The organism is Clostridium mediterraneense, from assembly GCF_900091705.1.
Classification (GTDB): Bacteria; Bacillota; Clostridia; order Clostridiales; family Clostridiaceae; genus Sarcina; species Sarcina mediterraneense.
This window is the reverse complement of record NZ_LT594785.1, coordinates 831,360-858,055: the sequence shown is the minus strand read 5'-3', so window position 1 is coordinate 858,055 and position 26,696 is coordinate 831,360. Positions and strand designations below refer to the sequence as shown.

Annotated in this window: 23 protein-coding genes; all 23 read right to left on the bottom strand. The window is 29.9% G+C overall.

Going from position 1 to position 26,696, the window contains the following annotated elements; genetic code table 11:
* Positions 1–13: 13 nt before the first annotated feature.
* On the bottom strand, positions 14–583 hold the full coding sequence (gene yqeK, locus BN8917_RS06170) for a bis(5'-nucleosyl)-tetraphosphatase (symmetrical) YqeK (RefSeq protein ID WP_066871978.1): 570 nt from the start codon (positions 581–583) through the stop codon (positions 14–16).
* A gap of 169 nt (positions 584–752) precedes the next feature.
* Complete coding sequence (gene yhbY, locus BN8917_RS06165) at positions 753–1,058, bottom strand: ribosome assembly RNA-binding protein YhbY (protein ID WP_066871974.1); 306 nt, start codon at positions 1,056–1,058, stop codon at positions 753–755.
* 20 nt (positions 1,059–1,078) lie between these two features.
* A complete protein-coding gene (obgE, locus tag BN8917_RS06160; RefSeq protein ID WP_066871972.1) occupies positions 1,079–2,365 on the bottom strand; it encodes a GTPase ObgE in 1,287 nt (428 codons plus the stop codon).
* Positions 2,366–2,501: 136 nt separating this feature from the next.
* Positions 2,502–2,798: a 50S ribosomal protein L27 gene (gene rpmA, locus BN8917_RS06155; RefSeq protein WP_066871969.1), complete on the bottom strand. Its 297-nt coding sequence runs from the start codon at positions 2,796–2,798 to the stop codon at positions 2,502–2,504.
* 4 nt (positions 2,799–2,802) lie between these two features.
* Positions 2,803–3,174: a ribosomal-processing cysteine protease Prp gene (locus BN8917_RS06150; RefSeq protein ID WP_066871966.1), complete on the bottom strand. Its 372-nt coding sequence runs from the start codon at positions 3,172–3,174 to the stop codon at positions 2,803–2,805.
* 6 nt (positions 3,175–3,180) lie between these two features.
* The gene (gene rplU, locus BN8917_RS06145; protein ID WP_066871963.1) at positions 3,181–3,492 is read right to left on the bottom strand and encodes a 50S ribosomal protein L21; all 312 of its coding nucleotides are present in this window, start codon (positions 3,490–3,492) and stop codon (positions 3,181–3,183) included.
* A 126-nt stretch (positions 3,493–3,618) separates the two neighbouring features.
* A complete protein-coding gene (locus BN8917_RS06140) occupies positions 3,619–5,091 on the bottom strand; it encodes an Rne/Rng family ribonuclease (RefSeq protein ID WP_235829981.1) in 1,473 nt (490 codons plus the stop codon).
* Positions 5,092–5,268: 177 nt separating this feature from the next.
* The gene (locus BN8917_RS06135; RefSeq protein WP_084748507.1) at positions 5,269–6,123 is read right to left on the bottom strand and encodes a site-2 protease family protein; all 855 of its coding nucleotides are present in this window, start codon (positions 6,121–6,123) and stop codon (positions 5,269–5,271) included.
* Positions 6,124–6,129: 6 nt separating this feature from the next.
* Positions 6,130–7,011 (bottom strand): peptidoglycan DD-metalloendopeptidase family protein, encoded by an 882-nt coding sequence (locus BN8917_RS06130; RefSeq protein ID WP_066871957.1) that lies wholly within the window; start codon positions 7,009–7,011, stop codon positions 6,130–6,132.
* 138 nt (positions 7,012–7,149) lie between these two features.
* Positions 7,150–8,274, bottom strand: coding sequence for a rod shape-determining protein RodA (rodA, locus tag BN8917_RS06125; RefSeq protein WP_066871954.1), 1,125 nt, complete (start codon positions 8,272–8,274; stop codon positions 7,150–7,152).
* 93 nt (positions 8,275–8,367) lie between these two features.
* On the bottom strand, positions 8,368–8,628 hold the full coding sequence (gene minE / locus BN8917_RS06120) for a cell division topological specificity factor MinE (RefSeq protein ID WP_066871951.1): 261 nt from the start codon (positions 8,626–8,628) through the stop codon (positions 8,368–8,370).
* 12 nt (positions 8,629–8,640) lie between these two features.
* The gene (gene minD, locus BN8917_RS06115) at positions 8,641–9,438 is read right to left on the bottom strand and encodes a septum site-determining protein MinD (RefSeq protein ID WP_066871948.1); all 798 of its coding nucleotides are present in this window, start codon (positions 9,436–9,438) and stop codon (positions 8,641–8,643) included.
* Between the two features lie 15 nt (positions 9,439–9,453).
* Positions 9,454–10,095, bottom strand: a complete 642-nt coding sequence (gene minC, locus BN8917_RS06110) for a septum site-determining protein MinC (protein WP_066871945.1) — start codon at positions 10,093–10,095, stop codon at positions 9,454–9,456.
* A gap of 420 nt (positions 10,096–10,515) precedes the next feature.
* Complete coding sequence (locus tag BN8917_RS06105) at positions 10,516–13,512, bottom strand: penicillin-binding transpeptidase domain-containing protein (protein WP_066871942.1); 2,997 nt, start codon at positions 13,510–13,512, stop codon at positions 10,516–10,518.
* A gap of 176 nt (positions 13,513–13,688) precedes the next feature.
* Positions 13,689–16,727, bottom strand: coding sequence for a peptidoglycan D,D-transpeptidase FtsI family protein (locus BN8917_RS06100; RefSeq protein ID WP_084748505.1), 3,039 nt, complete (start codon positions 16,725–16,727; stop codon positions 13,689–13,691).
* A 331-nt stretch (positions 16,728–17,058) separates the two neighbouring features.
* Positions 17,059–20,037, bottom strand: coding sequence for a penicillin-binding transpeptidase domain-containing protein (locus BN8917_RS06095; protein WP_207644762.1), 2,979 nt, complete (start codon positions 20,035–20,037; stop codon positions 17,059–17,061).
* A 91-nt stretch (positions 20,038–20,128) separates the two neighbouring features.
* Entirely contained in the window at positions 20,129–20,629 is a 501-nt protein-coding gene (gene mreD / locus BN8917_RS06090) for a rod shape-determining protein MreD (RefSeq protein ID WP_066871933.1), read from the bottom strand.
* 19 nt (positions 20,630–20,648) lie between these two features.
* Complete coding sequence (gene mreC, locus BN8917_RS06085) at positions 20,649–21,500, bottom strand: rod shape-determining protein MreC (protein ID WP_066871929.1); 852 nt, start codon at positions 21,498–21,500, stop codon at positions 20,649–20,651.
* A gap of 7 nt (positions 21,501–21,507) precedes the next feature.
* Positions 21,508–22,533, bottom strand: a complete 1,026-nt coding sequence (locus BN8917_RS06080) for a rod shape-determining protein (RefSeq protein ID WP_066871926.1) — start codon at positions 22,531–22,533, stop codon at positions 21,508–21,510.
* Between the two features lie 17 nt (positions 22,534–22,550).
* On the bottom strand, positions 22,551–23,234 hold the full coding sequence (gene radC, locus BN8917_RS06075) for a RadC family protein (protein WP_066871923.1): 684 nt from the start codon (positions 23,232–23,234) through the stop codon (positions 22,551–22,553).
* A 42-nt stretch (positions 23,235–23,276) separates the two neighbouring features.
* Entirely contained in the window at positions 23,277–23,837 is a 561-nt protein-coding gene (locus tag BN8917_RS06070) for a Maf-like protein (RefSeq protein ID WP_066871920.1), read from the bottom strand.
* A 305-nt stretch (positions 23,838–24,142) separates the two neighbouring features.
* Positions 24,143–24,904 (bottom strand): hypothetical protein, encoded by a 762-nt coding sequence (locus tag BN8917_RS06065; protein WP_066871917.1) that lies wholly within the window; start codon positions 24,902–24,904, stop codon positions 24,143–24,145.
* A gap of 168 nt (positions 24,905–25,072) precedes the next feature.
* Entirely contained in the window at positions 25,073–26,527 is a 1,455-nt protein-coding gene (locus BN8917_RS06060) for an aminoacyl-histidine dipeptidase (RefSeq protein WP_066871914.1), read from the bottom strand.
* Positions 26,528–26,696: the final 169 nt, after the last annotated feature.

The window sequence follows — 26,696 nt, the reverse complement described above, 5'->3', positions numbered from 1 at the left end:
TTAGCTTAAAATACTATTTTTTCAAATTAATTATTAAATAGTTTCTAGCCTCTAATGTAAGTGGATGTATTACCCCTCTATTATCAATAACAAGCTTAATTGTATTATTAAGTCCCATAAGTACACCTTCATCTAAACTCTTCTTAGAAACTTCTCTAAGCTCATCTACACCTGGATAAATTCTACCTGGCTCAATATAATCAGCAAGATAAACTATTTTCTCAAGTTTTGTCATATCTCTCTTACCTGTACTATGATAATAAACAGAACTAAGTATTTCTTCATCAGTTATATTAAATATACTTTTTCCTAAAATAGATGCAACAAAGCCATGTAATATCTGTGGTGAATTTTCTTCATCCTCAGTTATCTTAAAGCCATTTACTTCTAATATTTCTTTTTGATCTTTTATAGGCATTTCCTTTGCCATATCATGAATAAGAGCTGCTATTTTTGCTCTTTCTGTATCTTCCCCATAAAGTTTTGCAAGTTCAATCGCTGACTGACAAACTCCTAAAGTATGATTATATCTTCTATCACTCAAATGTTCTTTTAAATAATCCTTAATTTTTTCTTCTAACATAACATTCTCCTAAATTAACAATCTCTAAATATTATAACAAAAAATATTAGATAATAGGAACTCTATAAGTATTTAATAAACTAATTAAATTTATACTCTACACTCAAAAATTACTCTTAGCTTATAATATAAAAAGACTGCCCCACTTGAGACAGTCCTATAGATAATATTATTTTCTTTTTGCAACAGGTAATTCTATTTTAGGATTTTTCTTTGATTGCTTATAAATTACAAGCTTACTTCCGATAGCTTGAATTCCTTCGCATCCAATTTCCTCACAAATTATATCTGAAGCTTCTCTAGCTGTTAATCCACTATTTTCTAAAACCTTTATTTTGATAAGCTCTCTTTTTTCTAAAGCTTCTTCTAATTGTTTTAAGAAATTATCTTCTACTCCATTTTTACCAACTTGGAATATAGGATCTAATTTATTTGCTAGTCCTCTTAAAAAAGCTCTTTGCTTTGTTGTTATCATAATAACTCTGCCTCCAATAATTACATTAGATATTCGAATTCATAGTCTTTAAGTCTTACTATGTCTTCGTCTTCTATTCCCATTTCTCTTAATTCATCAAATATACCTTTAGTTGTAAGTACCTTATGAAGATATCTTAATGAATCTGGGTCATTAATGTAAGTAGACATTAATAATCTATCTATAAAGCTTCCTTCAAGTACAAATACATTAACTCCATCTTCAACTATCGGTGTTATTGTATATGTGAAGTTCTTATCTTCTGGTATATATCTTTCATCTTCTTCAATATAAAGATCTGTTACTGGAATTTGATCTAACATCATTGCTACTTCTTTCATAAGTTCATCAACCCCTTGAGATGTAGCTGCTGACATTTTAAATACCTTGTCATATCCCATTGCATTAACTTCTTTCTTGAAGTTTTCAAAGATTTCATCATCGTATAACATATCAATCTTATTAGCAACAACTATTTGTGGTCTATCCCATAACTTTACATTGTAGTTTTTAAGCTCCTCATTGATTTTCTTAAAGTCATCAACTGGATCTCTTCCTTCTATTCCTGAAATATCTACAACATGTATTAAAAGTCTTGTTCTTTCGATATGTCTTAAGAATTCAAGACCTAAACCAACTCCTTCTGATGCTCCTTCAATAATACCTGGAATATCAGCCATAACAAATGGTTTTGTTCCCTTACCGGCAACAACTCCTAAATTAGGTTTTAAAGTTGTGAAGTGATAGTTAGCTATTTTAGGCTTAGCCTTTGTAACTACTGATAATAGTGTTGACTTTCCTACATTCGGGAACCCTAAAAGTCCAACGTCAGCTAAAAGTTTAAGCTCTAACTTTATCATTCTTTCTTCACCTGGCATACCTGGTTCTGAGAAACTTGGCGCCTGTCTTGTAGGTGTACAGAATTTACAGTTACCTCTTCCACCTCTTCCACCTTTACAAACTATGTACTCATCATCTGCATGTGAAAGGTCAACCATTATTTTATTACTTTCTTCATCTCTTACTATTGTTCCCATTGGTACTTCAATAACAAGATCTTTACCATCTTTTCCATAGCATTTTGAACCTTGGCCGTTTTTACCTTCTTCAGCTATGAATTTTCTCTTATATTTTAAATCTAATAATGTTGTTATTTGTGGATTAACTCTTAAAATTATATCTCCACCTTTTCCACCATCTCCACCATCAGGTCCTCCTAATGGGATATATTTTTCTTTTCTAAAAGAGATAGCTCCATTTCCACCATTACCAGATCTGACAAATATTTTGGCTGTATCTATAAACATTTAATCACCTTACCTTACGTCAAATAGGATTTATTTTTATTATTGCCTAGATAGAATCATTTAAATCCTACCTTCAGTTAATTGGTTCTAAAAAAGCACCCTAGTGTCTAGGGTGCTTTTTATTAAAGAATAAAAATTATTCAGCTATTTCTATGTTTACTGGGTAAACAGAAGCTTTTTTCTTATCTCTTCCAAGTCTTTCGTATTTAACAACACCATCTATCTTTGCGAATAGAGTATCATCTCCACCTTTTCCTACGTTAGCACCTGGATGGATTTTTGTTCCTCTTTGTCTAACAAGGATGTTTCCTGCAAGTACGAATTGTCCGTCTGCACATTTAACACCTAATCTCTTTGACTCTGAGTCTCTTCCGTTCTTTGTACTACCCATTCCCTTTTTGTGAGCGAATAATTGAAGGTTCATGATTATCATTTTACTACACCTCCTCTTTTTTAAAATCTATATATTCACAACGTTTCTTATATCCAAAACTTTGTTCTATACTTAGAATTACACTCTCTAAGCTTTTTTCAAAGGTTTTTAATAAAACCTGAGCTTGATTAATTTCTTCATCAGTGAATCCATTTAAATCAAGCTTTAAATATCCATCAGCAATTTCATAGTTTACATTAAGCTTTAACACTTCATCTAAACCAATTAAAGCACTTTGAGCTAATACTGATACAGAATTACATACCATATCATATGCTTCCCCTGCTAAAATCATATCTCTTTCACGAAGAGCATGATTTTTTACTGTAAAGGATATTATGTTATCGTTCTTTGTTTCAATTCTAATCTTAATCATAATAAATTAAGCTTCGATCTTTTCTATAACTAACTTTGTGTATGGTTGTCTGTGACCATTTTTTCTTCTATAGTCTTTCTTTGGTTTGTACTTGAATACAACAACCTTCTTAGCTTTTCCTTGAGCTAAAACTTTAGCAACAACCTTAGCACCTTCAACTACTGGTGTACCAACCTTGATTTCTCCATCCTTTGCAACTGCAAGAACTTCTGTTAATTCAACTGTTGATTCTACTTCAGCATCAAGCTTTTCAACGAATAATACGTCTCCTTCTTGAACTCTGTATTGTTTTCCTCCTGTAGTAACTACTGCGTACATAAAAACACCTCCTCATAACGGTCTCGCCACTTAAGGTACAGTAAAACTGTTTAATAAAAAAAACCTATTCGTGAGCGGTTTACAAAAGAAATTCTATCATAATTGACAGTCCTTGTAAAGCTAATTTTAATATTTTTCAATATTCTTAACTAAGTAATCTTTAACATTTTCTATCTGGTTTTTAAATATAAGAGGTTCTATTTTATAAAAGTCTTCAAACTCTTCAAAACTTAGATAAATATTAAGATTTAAAGCATCTATATCCTTTAAGAATTTAAAGATATCACCTCTTACTTCTTTCTCATATATCTTATTTAATACTATATGGAAATCTCTAATATTATTTTCTAAATCCCATCTTAAAATTTCATTCTTAAGAAGAAGATAAATATATGAAAGTTTTAATACCTTTCCATGTCCACTACATCTATTACAATCTTCTTCTAGGAATTCATAAATACTCTTCCCTCTTCTTGCTCTAGCAATTTGAATAAGTCCAAGCTCTGTAAATTCATAAACCTTAGCTTTTTGCTTATCCCTTGATAATTCATATCTTAAAATATTAAGAATCTTTTCTTTAGCAAGTTCATTATAACTATCAATAAAATCTACTATTATAATACCACTAAGATTTCTAAGCTTAATTTGTCTTGCTATTTCTTTAGCAGCTTCTATATTAGTTATATCAACAGTTGTATCTTTACTTTTAGCTGAGTTATTCTTAGCTGAATTTACATCAATAGTATACATAGCTTCTGTTTTCTCGATAACTATATTCCCACCACATTTTAAATTAACCCTATTATTTCTAAGACTTAAAATAGCCTTTTCTATTCCATAAAAGCTAAACAATGTTCTAATTTCTTTATGTAATTCTAATTTTATTTCCGTATCAATTAATAACTTTTCTATTAACTTAAAATCATCTTCATTATCTAAAACTATCTTCTTAGTTTCTTCGTTAACAAAATCTCTAGTTATTTTATTAATTAAAGCATTATTATCATAAAGTTTTTGAGGCTTTAATTCATATTTTGCTTTCTGCTCTATGCTCTTATATACTTCATAAAGTTCATTAAGCTCTCTTTGAATTTTATATATCCCTACATTTTCTGCCTGTGTTCTTAGAGTTACCCCTACATCACTTGGTTTCTTTAAAAGACTTCTTATCTCTTTTTCAAAAGCATGGTTTTTAATTTTCTTAGATACTGTTATCAGCTTATGTTTAGTTTCTAAGACTATATATTTTCCTGCTAAAGAAAATGAACTTGTAACCTTTGCAGATTTTTTACCTATTTCCTCTTTCATAACTTCTACGATAAATTCTGATCCTGGTTTTAAACTATCAAAATCTTTTTTATCTAAAGACATATAAACTTCTTTTTCATATCCAATATCTAAAAAAGCAGCCTTAATTCCAGGTACTATTCTCTTTACTACAGCTTTATAAAGTTCACCAACTAAAGGTTCTTCTAGTGCCTCTTCTATATAACACTCACTTAATTCACCATTATCCTTAATGGCAACTCTTAATATATTTTCTCTTCTCTCTATAAAAATTTCTCTCATCTTTTCGCCTTCAATCCTTAATATATTCACCTAAAGGAAAACCTCTCCATAAGGTTCTATCTAATTTTTATCATATTAACAAATGAATATTCTTTACAATTAAAACTTTAAATTATTTAAAAAGAAAAAAGAAGTACAAACTAATATACTTCTTTATAATTTCATTTAATTGTATCATAAAACTTTAAATTAACCAATATTCCAATACTATTTTATTTGCTCATTATAATATTCCTCAAGGCTCATATTTCCCTTATTCTTTAGAACATCTACAACCTCATCTTCTCTAATTTCATAAAGCAGTTCCATATTATCATTTAAAATATGAAAAGTATTAAATTTATTTTTCTCAACCATATTAAGAAGTTTAATAAAGTCACCTTTATAATAAACAGATATATCTTTATTATCTATATAAGTATTCTTTTTAAATCTTTTATTCTTTTTAATAATTTGATCTAAAACTATATACATAGTTCTTCCTTTAGTCGTATAAGTAGTATGCAAAATAAAAAGTCCAACTATTAAAATATTTATACTCGCAAAATCTATAGTTATTAAAAAAGCTCCTAATAAAATAAATATCACTGATATACTAAAACTAATACACATAACTATTTTATGTGCTTTCTTATACATAAATATCTTACTTAAAATTGCTCTCAAAATTTTAGCACCATCTAAAGGATAGGCTGGTAAAAGGTTTAATAAGCCTAAAACCATATTAACCTCAAAAATATTTAATAAAAAAACTTCACCATAAAATTTATATAGACAAAAACTTACTCCTCCTGCAATTAAATTAAAAACAGGTCCTGCTAAACATATAATTATCTCATCATTTAAATCAAGACCCTCGTAATCCTCTATCTGAAGTGTTGCCCCTAAAACATGAACCTTAAAATCCAAAATATTATTTCCAAGCTTCTTTGCAATCAAATAATGAAAAAATTCATGTGCTATTATAAATATAAAAGCAAAAACTAACTTTCCTCCCATATCAATAGCAAAAAATACTAGAATTTGTGGAAATACCCACTTACTTATTTTTATCTTTTTCACCTCTAATTAAATAAAATCTAAATATTCCTTTGGACTTACAAATTCTCCATTAGCTTTAAGTTTAAAAACAATATCCTTCTTTGTTTTTATATTTCCTATTCCATCTCCTTTTTTAAGTTTATCTCCTTGTTTACACTCTAAGGACTCTAAATTATAAAAATACCCCTCTAAATTATCACTATATTTTATAACCACCATAAATCCTTCCTTCTTTTCATCAGTATCTTTAACCACTCCATCTTTAGCAAGTAATAACTTTTTATCCTCTAAAGATAATACAATTCCCTCATCACTCTTTGCTTTTATATCAAATCCTTTAAAAGTTGATACTATATCTTTATATGACTCTTTAGAAAGTGTATTAGAACTACTATCATCTTCTACTACACTATCATCAATATTAAATGAGCCAACTTTAGTACTCTCATCATTTTCCTTATCTAACTTAGCTGCCTTTTCTACCTTTTCTTCTAAATTCTTTTTCCCCTCAATCATACTAGCATCTAAAAAATAATCATCATCTCTTTTAAGTTTTGCTACTATATCTAACTTCAATGATGATATATAGTCTTTATAATAGCCATCAGTAGATACTACATCCTTAAAATAAAGATAAACATATTGACCTTTTTCACCAAAATTATATTTACAAATAACTATTCCAGAAAATAGAGCTAATGAAAGAACTGTTGATACTAAAAAAATCCTTGCTAAAATCACTAATAAATTATCATCATTTTTCCTTCTATTATTGTTATTCCCTCTATTTGAACCTCTAATTGTATACTTAACATCATTTAAATTTTCTTCCTGTTTATTTCTAAATATCTTATCACTACCGCCTATATTTCTATAATATTGCTCATAAACCTTATCATATTTTCCCATTTCACATCACCCGTTTATATCTTTTTATTCTAAAATTATAAAAATTCTTAATTAATATATATTTTATTGAATTAAATCTTAGAACTTATTTTACATAAATAAAAAAAGAAGCCATCTCTTACGAGATTGCTTCTTTTCTTAGAATTTTAGTCTTTTCTTTCTCATACTTATGTTTAATACAAGGGCAATACTTGCGTATGTTGTTAGAAGTGAACTTCCTCCATAACTTACAAGTGGTAATGTAATACCTGTAATAGGCATAAGTCCTATAGTCATTCCTATATTTTGTAGAATAGCATATATAAAGTACGAACAAATTCCGACACTTATTACCATTCCAAATATATCTTTTGACTTTCTAGCTGTATTAACCATTCCTGAAAGTAATATGAAGTATAACATTAATAATATTATAGCTCCTATTGTTCCCCAGTGTTCACCAATAACAGTGAAAATAAAGTCTGTTTGTCTTTCTGGAACGAATTCAGCAGCATATCCTCCACCTTGTACATTCATTTCAGGTCCTATTCCAAAGAATCCACCTGACCCTATACCAATCATAGATTGATTAAGTTGTAAGTTTATTCCAAGCTCATCTGTACTTGGATGTAAGAACCCTGAAAGTCTTGCCTTTTGATAATCTTTTATGAAACCTGAGTTCCATACTAGTGCAACTACAACAACCATTGAAACTAGTCCACCTAAGATTACCTTTAAGTTTAAACCTGAACAATAAAAAATTCCTAAAACCATAAAGAAACAAACTAAGGTCATACCCATATCAGGTTGAACAATTATAAGCGCCATAGGAATCATAGCATATAGACACATTAACATAAATGTCTTTAAATTATTTACATTTCCATCTGCTTTCTGCAACTGTTTACCCATCATCATAATCATAGCTATCTTAGCTATTTCAGATGGCTGAATACTAACAGGACCAAGTTCTATCCAACCTCTTGCTCCATTAACAGTAGTTCCTATAAATCTTGTTATAAATAATAGGAAGATAGAGAACCAGTAAAATATTTCTACATAATCATATATAGCTGTATAATCCCATCTTAAAATTACATACATTGCTATAAGTGATATTCCACACCATATTGATTGTTTTAAGGCATATTCTATTCCCCATTGGTTGTAGGTTGCTAGATATATGTTAAATATACCAAATGCAGTGATAAGTAATGTCGCTATCAACATCCCGAAATTCATCTCTCTCCTTAATCTCGGATCTATCTTTAGTCTCTTAAGCATAGATAACCCTCCAAACCTAGTTTAGTTCCTTAAAGAATCCTATCGATAATATAACCTAATTTTAAAATTTTTACAAGGGGAAAAATTTTAAAATTATCTCCCTCTTAGATTTTTTATTGGAATATTTGCTATTAATGAAGGCATTTCTCCATCCATATCAGTTGATTTTGTAACCGCTATATCAATATCCTGATCATCTATATCAACGTATTTTGCTAAAACTTCATAAATTTCTCGTCTTATTTTTTCTAATGTTGTTGGTGATAATTCTCCTCTGTCATGTATAAGTATAAGCTTTAACCTATCCTTAGCTACTTGCTTAGGTGAAGGCTTACTAGAAAAAAATTTAAACAATTATGTCGCCCCCTAATTTCTTCTAAATAATTTTAATATTGAGCTAAAGAATCCTTGACTTTCTGTATTAAGATTTAATATTGGAACTTCTTGTCCATTTATTCTCTTAGCGATATTTGTAAATGCTTTTCCTGCTAATGCATCTTTATTTAAAACTATTGGTTCTCCCTTATTTGTTGAAACTGTAATTCCTTTATCGTCTGGAACTACCCCTAAAAGTTCTACAGATAATATCTCTAATATATCAGGGATATCTAACATGTCTCCCTTTTGTGTCATTTCATAATTTAATCTATTTATAACAACTTTGTGATCATCAAGACCTTTTGCATCAAGCTTTCCTATAACTCTATCAGCATCTCTTACAGATGTTATTTCCGGATTAACAATTACTATAGCCTTGTCAGCTCCTATAATTGCATTTTCAAATCCTTGTTCTATACCAGCTGGACAGTCTATTAAAACATAATCAAAATCTTCTTTAAGTTCATTTATTAATCTTAACATTTGATCTCCGCTTATATCATCCTTATCCTTTGTTTGAGCTGTTGGTAATAAGAATAAACTTGGAAATCTCTTATCCTTTATTAAAGCTTGCTTTGTTCTACATCTATTTTCTATTACATCTATTATTGTATATACTATTCTATTTTCTAATCCCATTAAAACATCAAGATTTCTAAGTCCAGTATCACCATCAATAACAACTACCTTTTTTCCTAGTGATGCAAGTGCTGTACCTATATTAGCAGTTGTAGTAGTTTTACCAACTCCACCTTTTCCTGAAGTTATTACTATAGATTCTCCCATTTTTAATTACCTCCACTATTTTTTATATGTATATTTATTTGGAAGATACGGCTCAACAATTATAGCCCCATCCTTCAATTTAGCTACCTCTGGATAATTAGGTATCTCAAAATCATCTGGTGTAATTGTCATAACTCCAGCTATTGACAATACCTCTGGTTGTAATAGAAAGGCTGATATTATTGCTCTAGTATTCCCATTATTACCAGCAAAAACTCTACCTTTTATACTACCAAAAACTATTATGTTTCCCAGAGCAATAACTTCTGCTCCATGATTTACATCTCCAATTATAACTATGTTCCCAGAGTAACTAACACATTGACCACTCCTAATTGATTTTCTTAAGAATTTAGTCCTTCCCTCATATACTCCTTGAAAAAATTTTTCTTCTTTCTCTTCTTTATCCGCAAAAATACAGTCTTTTATTAATATTTCATCAAACAAAACGTCTTTTAATTTTGACATTTGTCTTTCATTTATATGCTTTAAATCAGCAGTTATAGTTAAAGTAGCTCCTTTATAAAAATGCTTACCTACACTTAGTCTTTCAACTAGAGCCTCTAACATCTCTTCAAAGTCGCCAAATTTATCCATATTTATAATAGCATTTAGACCATCTTTATTACCTTTTATCATTATATTTTTATTTTGCATATTAACTAATAACCTCCAAATAAGCATACAAAATTTTTTTGCTATTTACTAAAAAAATACATTTAAATTTAGCACATATATTTATTATATAAGGTATTTACCAGTTATTAAAGTATTAATTTTAACATATTTTAAATATTTGAAGTATTTCATCTTATTTTAACTTATTTTTACATATTTTTAATTATTTATATATATTTACAGTAAAATTTAGCTATATCTTTTAATTATAGTATTAAATTAATATCTATTTTTAAATTATATTGAATAATATAATTTTTAAATAAAAAAGAACCCCTTGATAGAATTTATACCATAAAATAATTAAAATCAATTCATTTTATATACTAAAAAGTAAAAAGCCCTTATCAATATTGATTTTATTAACCAATCTGATAAAGACCTTATTACTAATTATATTTAATTTTCTTTTTTCTCTTTGTTATCTGTATTCTCTTTATTGTCATTTGAATCATGCTTTATAACTTTATCAATTTCAGTTTCATAGAATATACCTGTATCTTGATAATTCATACTCTCTGGATTTAAAGTATAAGTATATTCCTCACCATTTGCTGTTCTTGGTGTATATCCTGGATATTTTGATTTAATTTCATCTCTCCAATAAGTTTCATAGATAGCTCTTGCAACTATAGCTACTTTTGAGCCTCCATCACTATCATATCCAACAACACACACTGCTATCTCTGGATCTTCTATAGGTGCATATGAAACATAAACACCAAAAGCCTTTCTTCCATACTCCTCTTGATCTGCTTTAAATGTTGCTGTACCAGTTTTACCTGCTGTTTTTATTGGGAAATTAGCAAATGTTCCAATTGCTGTTCCTCCAGCTACATGGTTAACTCTATACATTCCTTCTTTAACTATATCAAGAGTTGATTTACTAACATCAACCTTTCCAATAACTTCTGGCTTAAAATCTTCTACTAACTCACCATCTGCAGTTGTTATTTTATCTACTATACTAACTTTATATCTTGTTCCTCCATTTGCAAGAGTTGCAATAGTACTTGCCATTTGTAATGGGGTAACATTAGTGTCCCCTTGTCCAATAGCTGCATTAGCTAAGTTACCAGCACTAGTAACTTCTTTTCTCACGGTAAAGTGTAACCAATTCCAAAGTTCCTCTGCAACCATCTTATATTGCTTTTTAGCATCAGCATTTTTCTTTTTAATATTATCTTTGTAAATATCAGAAGTATCGTATATATCTTTTAATCTTTTTTCAGCTTCTTTTTTAAACTGAACTTCTGATCCATCATACTCATCTGTAGCAAATTTACCTATCTGTTCTTTAACTAATGTTTTTAAATTTTCCTTAGCTTCTTTTAAATCTTTAGAATCATCAGTTTTCTTTTCAATATCAACCGATACAAATGTATTTCCGCTTCCTCTCATTTGTCCATTTTTCATTCCATCAACCATTTCCCACATAGAGAATGTTTGGAATTTTTCCTTTGATGATTCAACATTATATACATCACTAGCTCTTTCTGCTATTTCAATGCCAGTTCCTGAAATAGAATCTTCTTTATTAGGATCGTTACCAATACCAAATTGCCATGCATATTTAGCTATACTATTTAAAGCTTCTACACTATTTTCATATTTTCTATATAACCTAACAGCTGTCTCATAGAAATATGAGTTACATGACTTTTGAATAGCTCCTCTTACATCAACTACTCCATGGAATCCATTATCTTTTGGAGTTTTAATAAGATTGGGATACTTAATAAATTGATATCCTGATCCTAGAACACTTCCATCATTTATAGTTTCATAAGCTCCCATAACCCCTTCTTCTAAAGCAGCAATAGCTGTTATAGGCTTAAATACTGATCCTGGAGGTATAAGTCCCATAGTAGCATAATTGAACATTGCCTTTGGATATAAATCATTAGGATCCTGTCTTACTCCATTACTATCCTTAGGAAATACTTCATCTAATGTTTTTTTAAGTCCTCTTCTACTTATAAATTCTTTACCAAAGCTTTCAAGATCTGGACTTATTAAATCCTTAGCTTTATCATTATCAACTTTTCCTGTTGCAAACATATTTGGATCATAACTAGGATAACTTGCCATTGCTAAAACTTCTCCTGTTTTAACATTAATAGCAACAGCAGCTCCCCTTGTAGCATTATTCCCCTGTGTCTGTAGATATTTAAGCTGAGTTTCTAACATTTTTTCTGCTGAATATTGTAAATCTTTATCTATTGTTAGATGAACATTTTTCCCTGGAGTAGTTTGCATACTGTAAAGGCTCTCTCTTCTTCTCCCTTCAGCATTAACCTTAACCATATCTCCGCCTTTAGTTCCTTTTAAAATGCTCTCAAAACTTGATTCTATTCCAGCCATACCTATAAGGTCTGTTGATATATCATATCCTCTTTGCTCATATTTATCTTTACTACTGCTTGGAATAGCTCCAACATATCCTAAGAAATGAGCTCCAAGTTGTCCATAAGGATAATATCTAACTGGCTCTAAAGCTATATCTATTCCATTTAAATCATTAAGCTTTTGAGATAATATGAATGCAGTATCTTTTGACATAGTAGGTGCTATTACAACTGGTCTAAAACCTGAAAAACTTTGCATTTTAATAGCATCTTTTATAACCATATAATCTCTTATCTCTTCAAGACTATTTTCTTTTAAAAGGTCGTCTAATAACTTCTTACCATTTTCATAATCACTTAATTCTTTTTGATTATATCTATTTTTAATAGCCTTTCTATAATTAGCATCCTCTTTGCTAGTCATATTTTTATCTCTATCTTTATATTCTGATAATAGTTCTGCCATATCATATTTTTTAACCAAATAATAAAATACTTGTTCTGGTGTGATTTCTAAAAGCTTTTTCTCGATAGTTTCTATTTGTTCATCTGTTAGGTCCTCTGATTGCTTTGGATATAATTCCTTCTTTATTTCATCCTCAAGCCCTCTATCCTTCTTAAATCTTAATTCTGCCGCTCTTATATTGTCTTCATTCTCAAATCCAAAATCAAAAACTATCTTGCCATTTTCATTTATTATTAAATCAAGATCATCATTTATTTGTTCATTATTTTCTTTCATAACCTTAAAGAATAAATTCATAGTTCTATAAAAAGCTTCTTTTGAACTTTCTGTTTCTGTAAATGTAGCAATATACGTTTGCTTATTTGTAGCTAAAACATTACCCTTAGAATCATAAATTTTTCCCCTTGGAGCTTTCTCTGCCATAAACCTCATTGATCTAGTATCTGCTTTTTCTTTAAAATCCTCATGTCTAAAAACCTGTAAGTATATTAATCTAGATATTATAATCATAAAAAGAAATGCCATTATCCCAATTAATGACTTAAATCTATTATTTCTAAACCCCTTATTCTTCCTAATCATGTATCCCCCTAATTTTATCCTTTTTCTACAAACCTCTTATAGATTCTATTATATATTTTTTTTATCAATTATTGGGATATGTCTCAAAATGTATACAAAAAATTAAAAGACTATTAGTTAAGATTTAAATATCTCAACTAATAGTCTTTATTATCAATCATTTATTATTTTAAATACTAATCATTTATAGCTTTTTTATTTGTAGTAGCTTTTGTTTGTGTACTACTACTCTTTCCATTATCACTATCATTTGCACTAGCATTTAATTCTGAACCTTCTCCTGTTATTGCAGGTGACTCATTATCAGTGATGCTTGGTAGTGGTGGATGTAAACTATAGCTATAAGTAGCATTTGTTGATGTAGTTGGTCTATAACTTGGATAATCTTTATTTATTTCATTTCTGAAATATGTTTCATAAATTGCTCTAGCAACTGGAGCACCCCATTCTCCGTGAATACCATTATATATAACAACAGCTACGGCAATTTGTGGGTTCTTTACTGGAGCATATGAAATAAATACTCCCCAAGCTGCTCTACCAAAACTATGCTCATCTTTAATTAATGAGGCTGTTCCTGTCTTACCAGCAGTTGGTATTGGGAAATCTTTATATCCATAACCAAAGTCTATATCTGATGTACCTTGAATTGAGTTATCAACTTCCCACATTCCTCTTTTTATAAGATCTTCATCAGCTGGTGGAATATTAACCTTATCTAATATTTCTGGTTGTACTTTTTCAATAACTTGTCCTGTTGGTGATGTTATCTCACTTACAAGATGAAGTGCATATCTTGTACCACCATTAGCAAGTGTTGCTGCATAATCTGCTATTTGTAAAGGAGTATATTCACTTAACCCTTGTCCAATAGCTGCATATCCAAGCTGAGCTGGTGTTGTTATTGTTGTATACATTGTATATACTATCCATCTATCAATCGCAATTGCTGTTTCTTTAAGATCGCCTTGAACTGTTAATTTTGGATCTTTAGCTATTGCTTCTGCTAAACTCTTTTTAGCACCTGGTGATACATTATAGAAGTTTTGTAAATCTCCTTGAAGTTCAGCTATAAACTTTTGTTGAGCTTCATCACTTCTTATATTTTGGAATCCGATCTTTTCCATTTGATTATCTATATCTTCAAGTAATTTAGCCTTTGCATCTGCAAGGTCCTTTGGATCCTTTGGATTAATTCCAACATTTAATGGAACGAAAGTTATAGATTCTCCAGGTAATTGTCCTTTTGCCATATCAGCAACATATGTCCACTTTGAATAGAAAATAGAGTTCTTCTTAAAATCATCAAAGTTATATGTGTTACCAAAGTTTTCTGGTAATTCAATACCTGTTGATGCTTTTTGATCACTTCCTGGCATTACTCCCATACCAAACTTAGCTGCATATTCAGCTAATATATTAAGAGCTGAAACTGATTGATTGTACTTATAGTACATCTTAGCAGCCATATTAAAGAAGTATGTATTACATGAAACCTCTATAGCTTTTACTATATTAACAACTCCGTGATCGTAGTTATCCTTTGGAAGATCATCACCAAATATATTTGGTTGTGCATCATAATACCAAGGATATGGAGCATCATCAATTGTATATGATGCATCTGTTACTCCTGTTTCAAGAGCAGCAGTTGAGTTAATAAGCTTAAATGTTGATCCTGGTGGAACAAGTCCCATTGTTGCATAGTTAAATAAAGGTTTAGGTAAAACATCATATAAATCTTCTCTAGTTCCATTTGGTTGTAATGGGAACATTTGATTTAATGTTTTATCTATTCCTGATGAATCAATAAATTCTTGACCAAGTTTTGCTACATCAGGATTGAAGTATTTATTAAATACTTTTTGACTAACCTTACCTGTTGCAAAATCATTTGGGTTATAACCTGGTAAACTAGCCATTGCTAATATTCCACCTGTGTGAACATTAACAGCTATAACAGCTCCCATTTTAGCATCTTCACCATATGGTTGAGTTTTTTGTATGAAAGTCATTTGCTGTTGTAATGCTCTTTGCGCTGTATATTCTAAGTTTGTATTAATAGTTAAATGTACGTTATCTCCTGGATAAGCTGGTATTGTATACAATGTTTGTACTTTTTGCCCTTCGGCATTAACTTTAACCATTGTTCCACCAGTTCTACCTCTTAATACATTTTGTTCAGCTGCTTCTATTCCTGCAACCCCTATTAAGTCATTTGATACATTATATCCTTGTTCTTCGTAAGTATTTGCCTCACTAGATGGTATAGCACCAAGATATCCAATAACGTGTGAAGCTAATGTTCCATATGGATAATATCTAACTGGTGTTTCAACTACACTAATTCCCGGCATAGTACTTGCTTCTTGTTCAAAGATAAATGCTACACTCTTTCCTATGTTCTTAGCTATTATTACAGGCTTAAATCCTGAATAACTTTGTAACTTCATAGTATCCTTTATAAGCATAAAGTCTCTTATTTCAGTTAAGCTATAATGTTGTAAAAGAATCTTTGTGATTTCAGCTGCTGGCATCTTTTGATACTCATTATTAAAAGCAGTTTGCTCAGCAGGTGTTAAAGTCTTTCCTATATTAAGCATATTGTAAAGACCATATTGCTTTACTAAATCATCAAAAGTTTCTTGTGGTGTATATGTTAGTAATATTTTGTTTACTTCTGCTGTTTGAGCTGGTGTAAATGTACCATCATTCTTTGGTGCAATTTTATTTTGTATAGGTGCTTCAAGTCCTCTATTATACATAAATCTTATTTTAAGTGAATCATAAACTTTTGGATCTGAACTTTCAGATACTGGGAAATTAAATTCTAACTTTCCTGTTTTAGGATCTATTTGTAGTTGGAATGTATCTTGCAGTTTAGAAAATTCATTATTTTGTTTTAAAAGTTTGAACACTGTATTTATAGTATTATAGAAATCTTTCATACCTGTTTGTGTCTCAGTAAACTCAAGAGTATATTGTTCTTTATTAGTAGCTAATAAATCACCATTTGCACTATAGATTTTACCTCTGGGTGCTGGTTGCTCTATGAACCTAGTAGATCTTATATCTGCTTTAGCTTCAAAGCTTTGATGTTCGAAAACCTGTAGGTATATTAATCTTGCTATCAGTAATGTAAAAACAATAACTGCTATTATGATAAGCAAGGAATATCTATCCGTAGATTTTCGCCTTCTGCGAAATATTTTCATTTCATCACCTGTTTTCCTTAAATTATAATCATTTATAAAACACTAACTTAATTTAAAAAGTTTCCCCCTTTTTAAAATTGTCTTTATAAACAATTAAAACTTATCACCCAAATTTTAATCAAATTTAAAATCTCTAATACTTTTATATTCTTTAATATTACTCACTAAATTCTATCAATTTAGGCATAGTCAATAGTTTAAAATTTGTAAACAATCTTATGACATTATCCTTACTTACACTCTAGCCCCCTTTTTTAAACCTAAAACAATAAAAAACTGATGGGAAACTTCCCATCAGTTTTTAATATTAACTACTTTTAACAATATATTTTTAATCAACTGTACTTAATGTATTTTGTTTTGTAGCTGTATTTGTATTTTTTGTATCTTGTGAAGATTTATTATCCTTATTTGTAGAATTACTATCTACTTTAGAATCCTTAGATTTATCAGTATTAGCTTCTGTATTTGTATCATCTGGCACATTTCCATCTGTAATCTTTGGAATAACAGGATTTAATGTATAATCATATGGTTCTCCTGCCATAGTTGTTGGATGATAATTTGGATAATCCTTCTTTATTTCATCTCTAAAGTATGTTTCATAGATAGCTCTAGCAACTGGTGCACCAAAGTATCCATGTATACCATTATAAATTACAACTGCTACTGCAATTTGAGGATTTTCTACCGGAGCAAATGAAATATAAACTCCCCAAGCTGCTCTTCCGAAGCTATGTTCATCTTCTACAAGAGAAGCTGTACCTGTTTTACCTGCTGTAGGTATTGGGAATCCTTTACCTCCAAATACTGTATAAGCTGTTCCGTGTACCTCGTTATTGACATTATACATACCTTGCTTTATAAGTTTTAAATTTTCTGGAGAGATATTAACTTTATCAATAACTTCAGGTTTAGTTTTTTCTATAACTTGACCTGTTGGTGATGTTATTTCATCTACAAGATGAAGTTTATATCTTGTTCCTCCATTAGCAAGTGTTGCTACATATCCAGCTATTTGAAGTGGTGTAAATTCATTTAACCCTTGACCAATAGCTGCATATCCAAGCTGAGCTGGTGTTGTCATTGTTGTATACATTGTATATGCTACCCATCTATCTATAGCTGTTGCAGTATTATCTAAATCTTGATCTACACTCTTTATTGATGGATTTTTAGCCATAAATTCTGCTACAGATTTTTGAGTTTCTGGAGATACATCATAGAATTGCTTTAATGCTCCCTTTAAATCATTTATAAAGGCTGTTTGAGCATCATTACTTTGTACATCATCTACTCCTATTTTTTCTAGTTGTTTATTAACTATTGTTTTTATATTAGCTTTAGCTTGTGCTACTTCTTTAGAATCTGATGCACTTACTGATATATCAATTGGAGCAAATGGAATATTAACAGCATCAAACTTACCAGCTTTTAAATCAGAAACTAAAGTCCACTTTGAGTAGAAAATAGAATTCTTTTTAAAGTTTTGGAAACTATAAGCATTCCCAAACTTCTCTGGTATTTCTATACCCGTTGATGCTTTTTGACCACTACCTGGTACTGTTCCAAGTCCAAATTCTGCTGCATATTTAGCTATTATATTTAAAGCATCAACAGATTGACCGTATTTATAATAAAGCTTTGCTGCCATAGTGTAGAAATAGTTGTTACATGAAACTTCTACAGCTTTTACTATATCTACAACTCCATGGTCTGCATTATCCTTTGGAAGAGTCTTACCAAATATATTTGGTTCTCCAGTATAATATAAGTTAGGAGAATCTGTTACAGTAAATGCTGCATTTGTTACTCCTGATTCTAATGCTGCTGTTGCAGTAACTGGTTTAAATGTTGAACCCGGTGGAATAAGTCCCATTGTAGCATAGTTAAATAAAGGCTTTGGTAATACATCATATTTATCTGTTCTATTACCATTTGAATCTTCTGGGAACATTTGATCTATAGTCTTATTTAATCCCATAGAAGTAATAAATTGCTGCCCTACAGTTGCTATATCTGGATTAAAGTATTTTTGGAATACTGCATTACTTATTTTTCCACTTGCAAAATCATTTGGGTTATAATTAGGTAAACTAACCATAGCAAGAATAGCTCCTGTATGAACATCAACAGCTATTGCTGCTCCCATTTTAGCATCTTTACCATAAGGTTCATTTTTTTGTATATAGTTCATTTGAGTTTGTAGCATCTTTGTAGCTGCATATTGCATATCTGCATTAATTGTTAAATGAACATTATCACCTGGATAGGCTTGCTTTGTATAAAGATCTTCTATCTTTTGTCCATCTGAGTTTACTTTTATTAAAGTTCCTCCATTTCTACCTCTTAATACATTTTCATATGCAGACTCTATTCCTGAAACACCTATTAAATCAGATGAAATATCATAACCTTGAGATTCATACTTATTAGTTTGATCTGCTGGTATTGCTCCCATATATCCTATAATATGTGAAGCAAGTGATCCATAAGGATAATATCTTACAGGAGTTTTTGCTACATTAATACCTGGAAGTGAACTAAGCTTTTGATAGAATATATAAGCTACATTCTGATCTAAATTAGAAGCTATAGGAATAGGCTTAAATCCTGAATAACTTTGTAACTTCATAGCATCTTTAACTACCATGAATTCTCTAATTTCAGTTAGACTAAAATGTTTTAATAACTCTTGTGTTATTTGAGCTCCAGTCATATTGCTATATGTCTTATTAAAAGCCTTCTGCTCTGCTGGTGTTAAAGTTTTTCCAATATTAAGCATATTATAAAGCTTATATGTTTTAACTAACTCATCAAAAGTTTGCTCTGGTGTATATGATAATAATATTTTATCAGCTTCAGCTTTTTGCTGTGCTGTAAAATTACCATCATTTTTAGGAGCAATCTTATTTTCAACAGGACCTTCAAGTCCTCTATCATACATAAATCTTAATTTTTGAGCATCCCATACTTTTTGATTAGTTTTACTTACTGGAAAATCAAAATATAATTGTCCTGAACTATTTATTTTTAGATTTAAACTATCATCTACCTTATCAAGTTCATTATTAGCCTTTAAGATATTGAATACTGAATTCATAGTATCAAAAAAGCTATTTGAAGCTTTATTACTTTCTGCTGTATAAGTAAGATTATAAACTTCTTTATTTGTAGCCAAAAGATCTCCATCTGAACTATAAATTTTTCCTCTTGGAGCTTGTGTTGGCATAAATCTTGTTGATCTTATATTTGCTTTTGTCTGTAAATCTTTGTACTCAAAAACCTGTAAATAAATCAATCTAGCCAATATAACTAGAAAAAGTGCTAAAGCTATTGCTAAGAGCACTTTGAATCTATTAAAAGGTTCCCTTTTCCTTTTGTTACGTTTTTTCATTTAATCACCTGTTTTTACTAAAATTCCAACCTTTTTTCATTAGATTCTTTCCAGAGATTCTAGATACCCAACCATACATTATCATTGCAATAACAAGGTTGTAAATTGTCATTATAATTATATTTTCTAGAGGAACATCCATATTGAGTATTCTTCCAAAAATAAATATCACTATAAACTTAACTGCTGTTAGCCCTGCAACAGTTGCAACTGGTATCGCGACTCTGTTTTTAATTGTTGTATTACCTATATATGCGGCAATTACACATAATAAAAGATTTGTTAAAGCATTTATTCCAAATACATTAGTAAAATATATATCTTGAAGTATACCTGAAACTGAGCCAAGTATAACTGCATCCCAATAGCCATTTATTGTTGAGAACAGTATTACAAAAACAAATAATAAACTAGGATAAACTCCGCCTATTTTGAAAAACGGCATAAGACTATTATCTACTATGAATAATAATATACATAATAGTATAAGTATGACTCTCTTCATAATTATAGTTCTCCTTTAACTAATATTTTATCTCTCCTCTTGTAGGGTCCTTAGGAACTACTACAACTAATTGTGATAAAGTACTAAAGTTTGCAAATGGCTTTATTACTGCACTCTTTGAAACTTGAACATTATCTGTTTCAACTGAAGTAACTGTTCCTATTCTTATTCCTTGTGGATATATTCCACCAAGTCCTGAAGTAATAATAGTATCCCCAGCTTTTATAGTTGAATTCATTGGTAGATTAAATATTTTAGCCATAGGAGCTTTACTTGCTATGTCTTTATATCCCCTTACTATTCCAGATACTTCACTTGTTTGTTCAACAGTAGCTGCAACAGCTGTATTTTCACTAGCTATAGTTTGAACTTTAGCCCAATTACTATAAACTTCTGTTACTATACCAACAAGTTCATTTCCTGAAATAACTATCATATCCTTTTGAATACCTGAATCTGATCCTCTATCTATAACATAACCATCATAGAAGCTTCCACCTGATTCTCCTATTATGTTAACACCTAAATAATTATATTGTTCATGTCCTTGCTTAAAGTTTAATTCTTTCTTTAAATTTTCATTTTCAGTCTTATAAGTATTATAACCAACTAATTGATTTTGAAGCTCTATATTTTCTTTCTTTAATTGATCATTTTCTTGTTTAACTTGTGAAAAACTAGCAAAGAAATCTATACCACCTTTAATTTTATCGCCTGCCATATATATAACCTTTTGAATTGGATTAAAACCTGCGCCTAAAGCACCAGAGATAAATTTTGAATCTGATTTAGAAGTGTAAATAATCACACCTAAAAATGTAACTGACAGAACTATAACAGTTACTGCCAGTTTACTTTTAAAGAACTTCATCTAAAATTTAGCCTCTTTGTTGTTTAGCTATTAGATCAAATTTATCTAAAGCTTTTCCTGCTCCTAGAGCTACGCAGTCTAATGGTGATTCGGCTATATGAACAGGCATGTGTGTTTCATGATTAATTAAAAGATCTAATCCTCTTAATGCAGCTCCACCACCTGCAAGCATTATCCCTTTATCCATTATATCAGCTGCAAGTTCTGGTGGTGTTTTTTCTAGTGTTGTTTTAATTGATTCAACAATTGCTGAAACTGGTTCTCTTAAAGCATCTCTAATTTGAGCTTCATTTATTTCAACTATCTTAGGAAGACCTGTTACTAAATCTCTTCCCTTGATTTCCATCACTTCATCTTCTTCGCCTTCAACCTTAAAAGCTGATCCTAATTGCATCTTAACTTGTTCTGCTGTTCTTTCACCAATCATTAAGTTATATTCTCTTTTAATGTAGTTGATTATTGCTTGATCAAGCTCATCTCCAGCTACTCTTAATGATTTACTTGTAACAATTCCTCCAAGTGATACAACTGCTACTTCTGTAGTACCGCCTCCGATATCTACTATCATGCTTCCTGTTGGTTCATCTACTGGAAGTCCTGCACCAATTGCAGCAGCCATTGGCTCTTCCATTAATATAACATCTCTTGCTCCAGCTTGCTTAGTAGCTTCTTCAATAGCTCTCTTTTCCACTTCAGTTACACCTGAAGGGAAACAAACAATTATTCTAGGACTTGTGAAAGTACCTTTATTAGTAACTTTATCAATAAATTGTTTAAGTAAAGTTTGTGTAACATCAAAATCTGCTATAACTCCATCCTTTAATGGTCTAATAGCAACAATGTTCCCTGGTGTTCTACCAATCATTTGCTTTGCTTCTGCACCTACTGCTAAAGCCTTTTTAGTTAAATTATTTATAGCAACAACTGATGGCTCTCTTAGTACAATACCTTTTCCTTTAGCAAAAACTAAAGTATTAGCTGTACCTAAGTCTATTCCCATGTCTTTAGTCATTCCTAATCCAAATAAACCCATGTTTATTCCCCTTTCGATTATATAATTCCTTTTTCTTTCAAACTGATGAATTTGTTCCTTCCTAATATAACATGATCCAAGAGTTCGATTCCAATAACCTCTCCACATGTTTTAATTCTCTTAGTTATATTAATGTCTTCAATACTTGGTGTCGGATCTCCTGATGGATGATTATGACATAAAATTATCGAAGCAGCACTTATACTTAAAGCTTCTTTAAATATTTCTCTAGGATGAACTATTGAACTATTTAAACCACCTTTAAATACTTCTTTTATTGATATAACAACATTTTTAGTATTCAAACTAATGAGCTTGACTATTTCTTGCTTCTCTCTAATAAAAGAATCTTCAAAAAGATTTGCTATATCACTTGGTGATTTAATTTTCAAATCCTTCATGTTTTCTCTTTTTGCTCTTCTATAGAGTTCACAAGCCGCAACAATTTGACAAGCTTTCGCCTCTTTGATTCCTTTAACATTCATTAAAGTAATTATTGATGCATTAAAAATCCCTTCGACTCCATTAACAGCTTCTAAAAGCCTTTTTGATAAGTCTAAGACACTTTCACCTTTTTGTCCTGTTCGTAATAATAAAGCTAATAATTCAGAATCACTTAATGTACTTACTCCATAATTAATCAATTTTTCTCTAGGTCTTTCATCTTTTGGAATATCTACTATTTTAAAATTCTGTTTCAATGAAACACTCCTTTTTAAAGAGATTTCCACCGTGGAAAATCCTTAAGGATTTAGCATATTGTATAAAACATTCAATGGAAGTCCCATTACATTATAATAGCACCCATTTATTTTTTCTACAAAAACTGCTGCGAAGCCCTGTATTCCATAGGCCCCTGCTTTATCCATAGGATCACCCGTATCTATGTACTCTTGAATAACTTTATTAGTCAGTTTTCCAAACTTCACTTCTGTTAAGACAGCCTCTTGCTTTAAAGTGTTAGTAGCTGTATCAAGAACACATACTCCAGTGTATACTTTATGATTATTGCCACTTAAACTCTTTAACATACATTCAGCATCTTTTTTGTTCTTAGGTTTTCCTAAAATTTTATTTTCTAACACTACTACCGTATCTGCTGATATAATAATAGAAGTTTTTTCTAACTTATTTGCAACTTCTTTAGCTTTGTTAAAAGCTAAAGTTTTTACATATTCTTCTGGATTTCCATTGAATTCTACAGTTGTTTCATCAAAATTCGACTCAATAATCTTAAAATCCTTTACTATCTTACCTAAAAGTTCTTGTCTTCTTGGTGATTTTGAAGCTAGAATTATATTCATTTTTTGAATCACTCCTAATAAAAATACAGAATAATATTAAAAAACAAAAAAAATAGCCTAATTTTCTATTTCTTTGTCATCTTATATAGTTTAACATTTATTATTTTTATACACAAGTTAAAATAATTCAATGTTAAAAATTTTAATCTCTTTCATTAAAAGGCTACTTTTATTAACCATTTTTTTTATATTTCTATATAAAATTTAAAGAACTCCAAAAAATTAGAGCTCTTAATTTAAAAATTCCTTAATTATTATAATCTATACTCAAAAAGTATTTATTAAAATTTAATTACAACTTAAATTTATTTGTAGTTACTTAAAGTTTCAAAAACCATTTGATAAATAGTTTCAATTCCATTTTTATTTAATTCTTCTGGTAACTTATTTATATTCTCTTTTAATTTACTAAACACCTTATAATTAGTTGCATCTTTTTCATCACTTAATTTATTGGTCCATGTTTTAAATTCTGCTGTTTTTACCTTTGAAACCTCAGCCTCATTTAATTTATTAGTTATATTAAGTAAACCATTTATCATTTCTATTATCTCTTTATCACAAGTATCATCATTATGAACCTGAAATCTTGTTTTTGTATTTTCTACTGATTTACTAGTTAGATTTTCTGACACTTTTATAGCCTTATCATCTTCCCCTATAAATCCAACAACTCTAAACTTATCTCCATCCTTTAATACAGTACTTCCTTGACCAACTTCATTCTTAACTTTCATAGCACTTTCATTATTTGAAAAATATCCATATTGGACCATTGTGTATGTAGTTGTACTTTTTACTTCCTCTTTCTGATTTTCCCCTTTACTTGTAGTCACAGGTGGTGTTTCTGTATTCTTTGGAGTATTATTTTGACTTCCACCTTTATTTGCTTCTGACTGAGTTGTTTTAGCTTTATCTAAAGCTTTAAAATCTTTCGGGAATAATTTAAAAAATATTAAGCTACCTATACCGATTGCTAAAGCTACAACTACTAAAATTAATAGTAATGTTGTTTTCCAATCATCCTTCTTCTTTTTAGATTTAACATCATATCTTGTATACTTCACTAAAATCACCAACCTTAACTTACTTCTCATTTACATATTATTCTTAAGGTCTAATATTTATTACTAATAAATCTACTATTTTTAAAATCTATATATAAACTATAATTGTAACTTTATAAATAAAAAAAGAACTGTCTTTTTAGACAGTTCTTTATATTTATAATTAAATTATTTTACTGCTTTTAATAAAGCTAATAAGAAATCCCATGTTCTTTGTACTGATGAGATACTTACATGTTCATCTGGTGTATGAACATCATACATATTTGGACCAAATGAAATCATATCAAGTCCACCTTCAACTTTTTCTCCAATAAGTCCACATTCAACTCCAGCGTGAATTGCTACAAATTTAACTTCTTCACCTGATAATTCTTTGTATACTTTTGCTGCAACTTCTCTTATTTCTGATTCTGGGCTATATTCCCATGATGGATAACTTGATGATATTTCAAGTCTTGCACCTATAACAGAAGCTACATTTTCAATCTTTTCTGTTAATGCCCATTTTGCACTTTCAACAGCACTTCTTGTAGCACTATCATATTCAACAACCTTATCTGTTGTTGTAACAACACCTATATTTGTTGATGTTTGAACAAGTCCTTCCATATCCATACTCATTGTTTCTACACCATTTGGAATTAATTGAAGTATCATTATAGCTTTCTTTGTTGTTTCCTTTGAGAAAACATCAATTGGCATTTCATCTTCTTCGATTAATTGTAATTCAACATTTGGATCTTGAACTCTAAGTTCATTCTTTAATATAGCATCTAGTTCTTTAACTACTGAATTTAATTTTTCCACATCTTTTTCATCTACTACTATCAAAGCATCTGCCTCTCTTGGAATAGCATTATTCTTTGAACCACCATTTAATAAAGCAAGATTGAAATCTACATCTTTTGAAAGTTTATTTAAAACTCTTCCCATTATCTTATTTGAGTTTCCTCTTTCTTTATTTATTTCCATTCCTGAGTGACCACCTCTTAGGCCTCTAACTCTAATTTCAAATGCTTTCTTTGATTCATCAGCTTTTTCCCAGTCAATATCAAGTAATATCTTACTTCTATTTCCACCAGCACAGCTTACAAGAATTTCTCCTTCAACTTCTGAGTCAACATTCATAAGAATTTTACCTTGTATATTCTTTCCATCAAGAGCTATTGCTCCTGTCATTCCAACTTCTTCGTCTGTTGTTATTAAAAGTTCTAATGCTGGATGTTCATAGTTTCCAGCTAAAAGAGCCATTCCATATGCTACTGCAATTCCGTTATCTGCTCCTAAAGTTGTTCCTGTGGCATAAATATAATCTCCATCAACTCTAAGCTTTATTGGATCTTTTTCAAAATCATGAACTGTATCCTTATTTTTTTCACAAACCATATCCATATGTCCTTGGATAATTACACCTTTAGCATTTTCATAGCCTTTTGATGCTGGCTTTCTAATTATTATATTTAAAGCTTCATCTTGAATTACTTCAAGATTTAAATCTTTAGCAAACTTAACTAAGTGATCACTTATAGCCTTTTCATTTCCTGATCCTCTTGGAATTTGTGATATTTCTTCAAAATACTTAAAAACGTCGTTTGGTTGTAAATTTTTTAAAACTTCCATCTCTCTTCACTCCTGCTTATCTATTTTTTATATTTATTTTAAAATTTAATTTATTTCTTAATCTCTATTAATTATTATCATTATATCAAACTTTTATTATTTAATACAATGACCTCATTTTTAATTTAATCATAATGTAGGGCGATAAAATATAAAAAAGAAGTTATTT

What these genes read in the sequence shown, in the direction of transcription:
- mreC (WP_066871929.1), bottom strand. Translation starts at nt 21,500, where the DNA reads ATGAAGTTCTTTAAAAGTAAACTGGCAGTAACTGTTATAGTTCTGTCA.
- BN8917_RS06070 (WP_066871920.1), bottom strand. Translation starts at nt 23,837, where the DNA reads ATGAATATAATTCTAGCTTCAAAATCACCAAGAAGACAAGAACTTTTA.
- rodA (WP_066871954.1), bottom strand. Translation starts at nt 8,274, where the DNA reads ATGCTTAAGAGACTAAAGATAGATCCGAGATTAAGGAGAGAGATGAAT.
- BN8917_RS06080 (WP_066871926.1), bottom strand. Translation starts at nt 22,533, where the DNA reads ATGGGTTTATTTGGATTAGGAATGACTAAAGACATGGGAATAGACTTA.
- BN8917_RS06130 (WP_066871957.1), bottom strand. Translation starts at nt 7,011, where the DNA reads ATGGGAAAATATGATAAGGTTTATGAGCAATATTATAGAAATATAGGC.
- mreD (WP_066871933.1), bottom strand. Translation starts at nt 20,629, where the DNA reads ATGAAGAGAGTCATACTTATACTATTATGTATATTATTATTCATAGTA.
- BN8917_RS06105 (WP_066871942.1), bottom strand. Translation starts at nt 13,512, where the DNA reads ATGATTAGGAAGAATAAGGGGTTTAGAAATAATAGATTTAAGTCATTA.
- rpmA (WP_066871969.1), bottom strand. Translation starts at nt 2,798, where the DNA reads ATGATAATCATGAACCTTCAATTATTCGCTCACAAAAAGGGAATGGGT.
- BN8917_RS06100 (WP_084748505.1), bottom strand. Translation starts at nt 16,727, where the DNA reads ATGAAAATATTTCGCAGAAGGCGAAAATCTACGGATAGATATTCCTTG.
- BN8917_RS06150 (WP_066871966.1), bottom strand. Translation starts at nt 3,174, where the DNA reads ATGATTAAGATTAGAATTGAAACAAAGAACGATAACATAATATCCTTT.
- yhbY (WP_066871974.1), bottom strand. Translation starts at nt 1,058, where the DNA reads ATGATAACAACAAAGCAAAGAGCTTTTTTAAGAGGACTAGCAAATAAA.
- rplU (WP_066871963.1), bottom strand. Translation starts at nt 3,492, where the DNA reads ATGTACGCAGTAGTTACTACAGGAGGAAAACAATACAGAGTTCAAGAA.
- minD (WP_066871948.1), bottom strand. Translation starts at nt 9,438, where the DNA reads ATGGGAGAATCTATAGTAATAACTTCAGGAAAAGGTGGAGTTGGTAAA.
- minC (WP_066871945.1), bottom strand. Translation starts at nt 10,095, where the DNA reads ATGCAAAATAAAAATATAATGATAAAAGGTAATAAAGATGGTCTAAAT.
- obgE (WP_066871972.1), bottom strand. Translation starts at nt 2,365, where the DNA reads ATGTTTATAGATACAGCCAAAATATTTGTCAGATCTGGTAATGGTGGA.
- yqeK (WP_066871978.1), bottom strand. Translation starts at nt 583, where the DNA reads ATGTTAGAAGAAAAAATTAAGGATTATTTAAAAGAACATTTGAGTGAT.
- BN8917_RS06060 (WP_066871914.1), bottom strand. Translation starts at nt 26,527, where the DNA reads ATGGAAGTTTTAAAAAATTTACAACCAAACGACGTTTTTAAGTATTTT.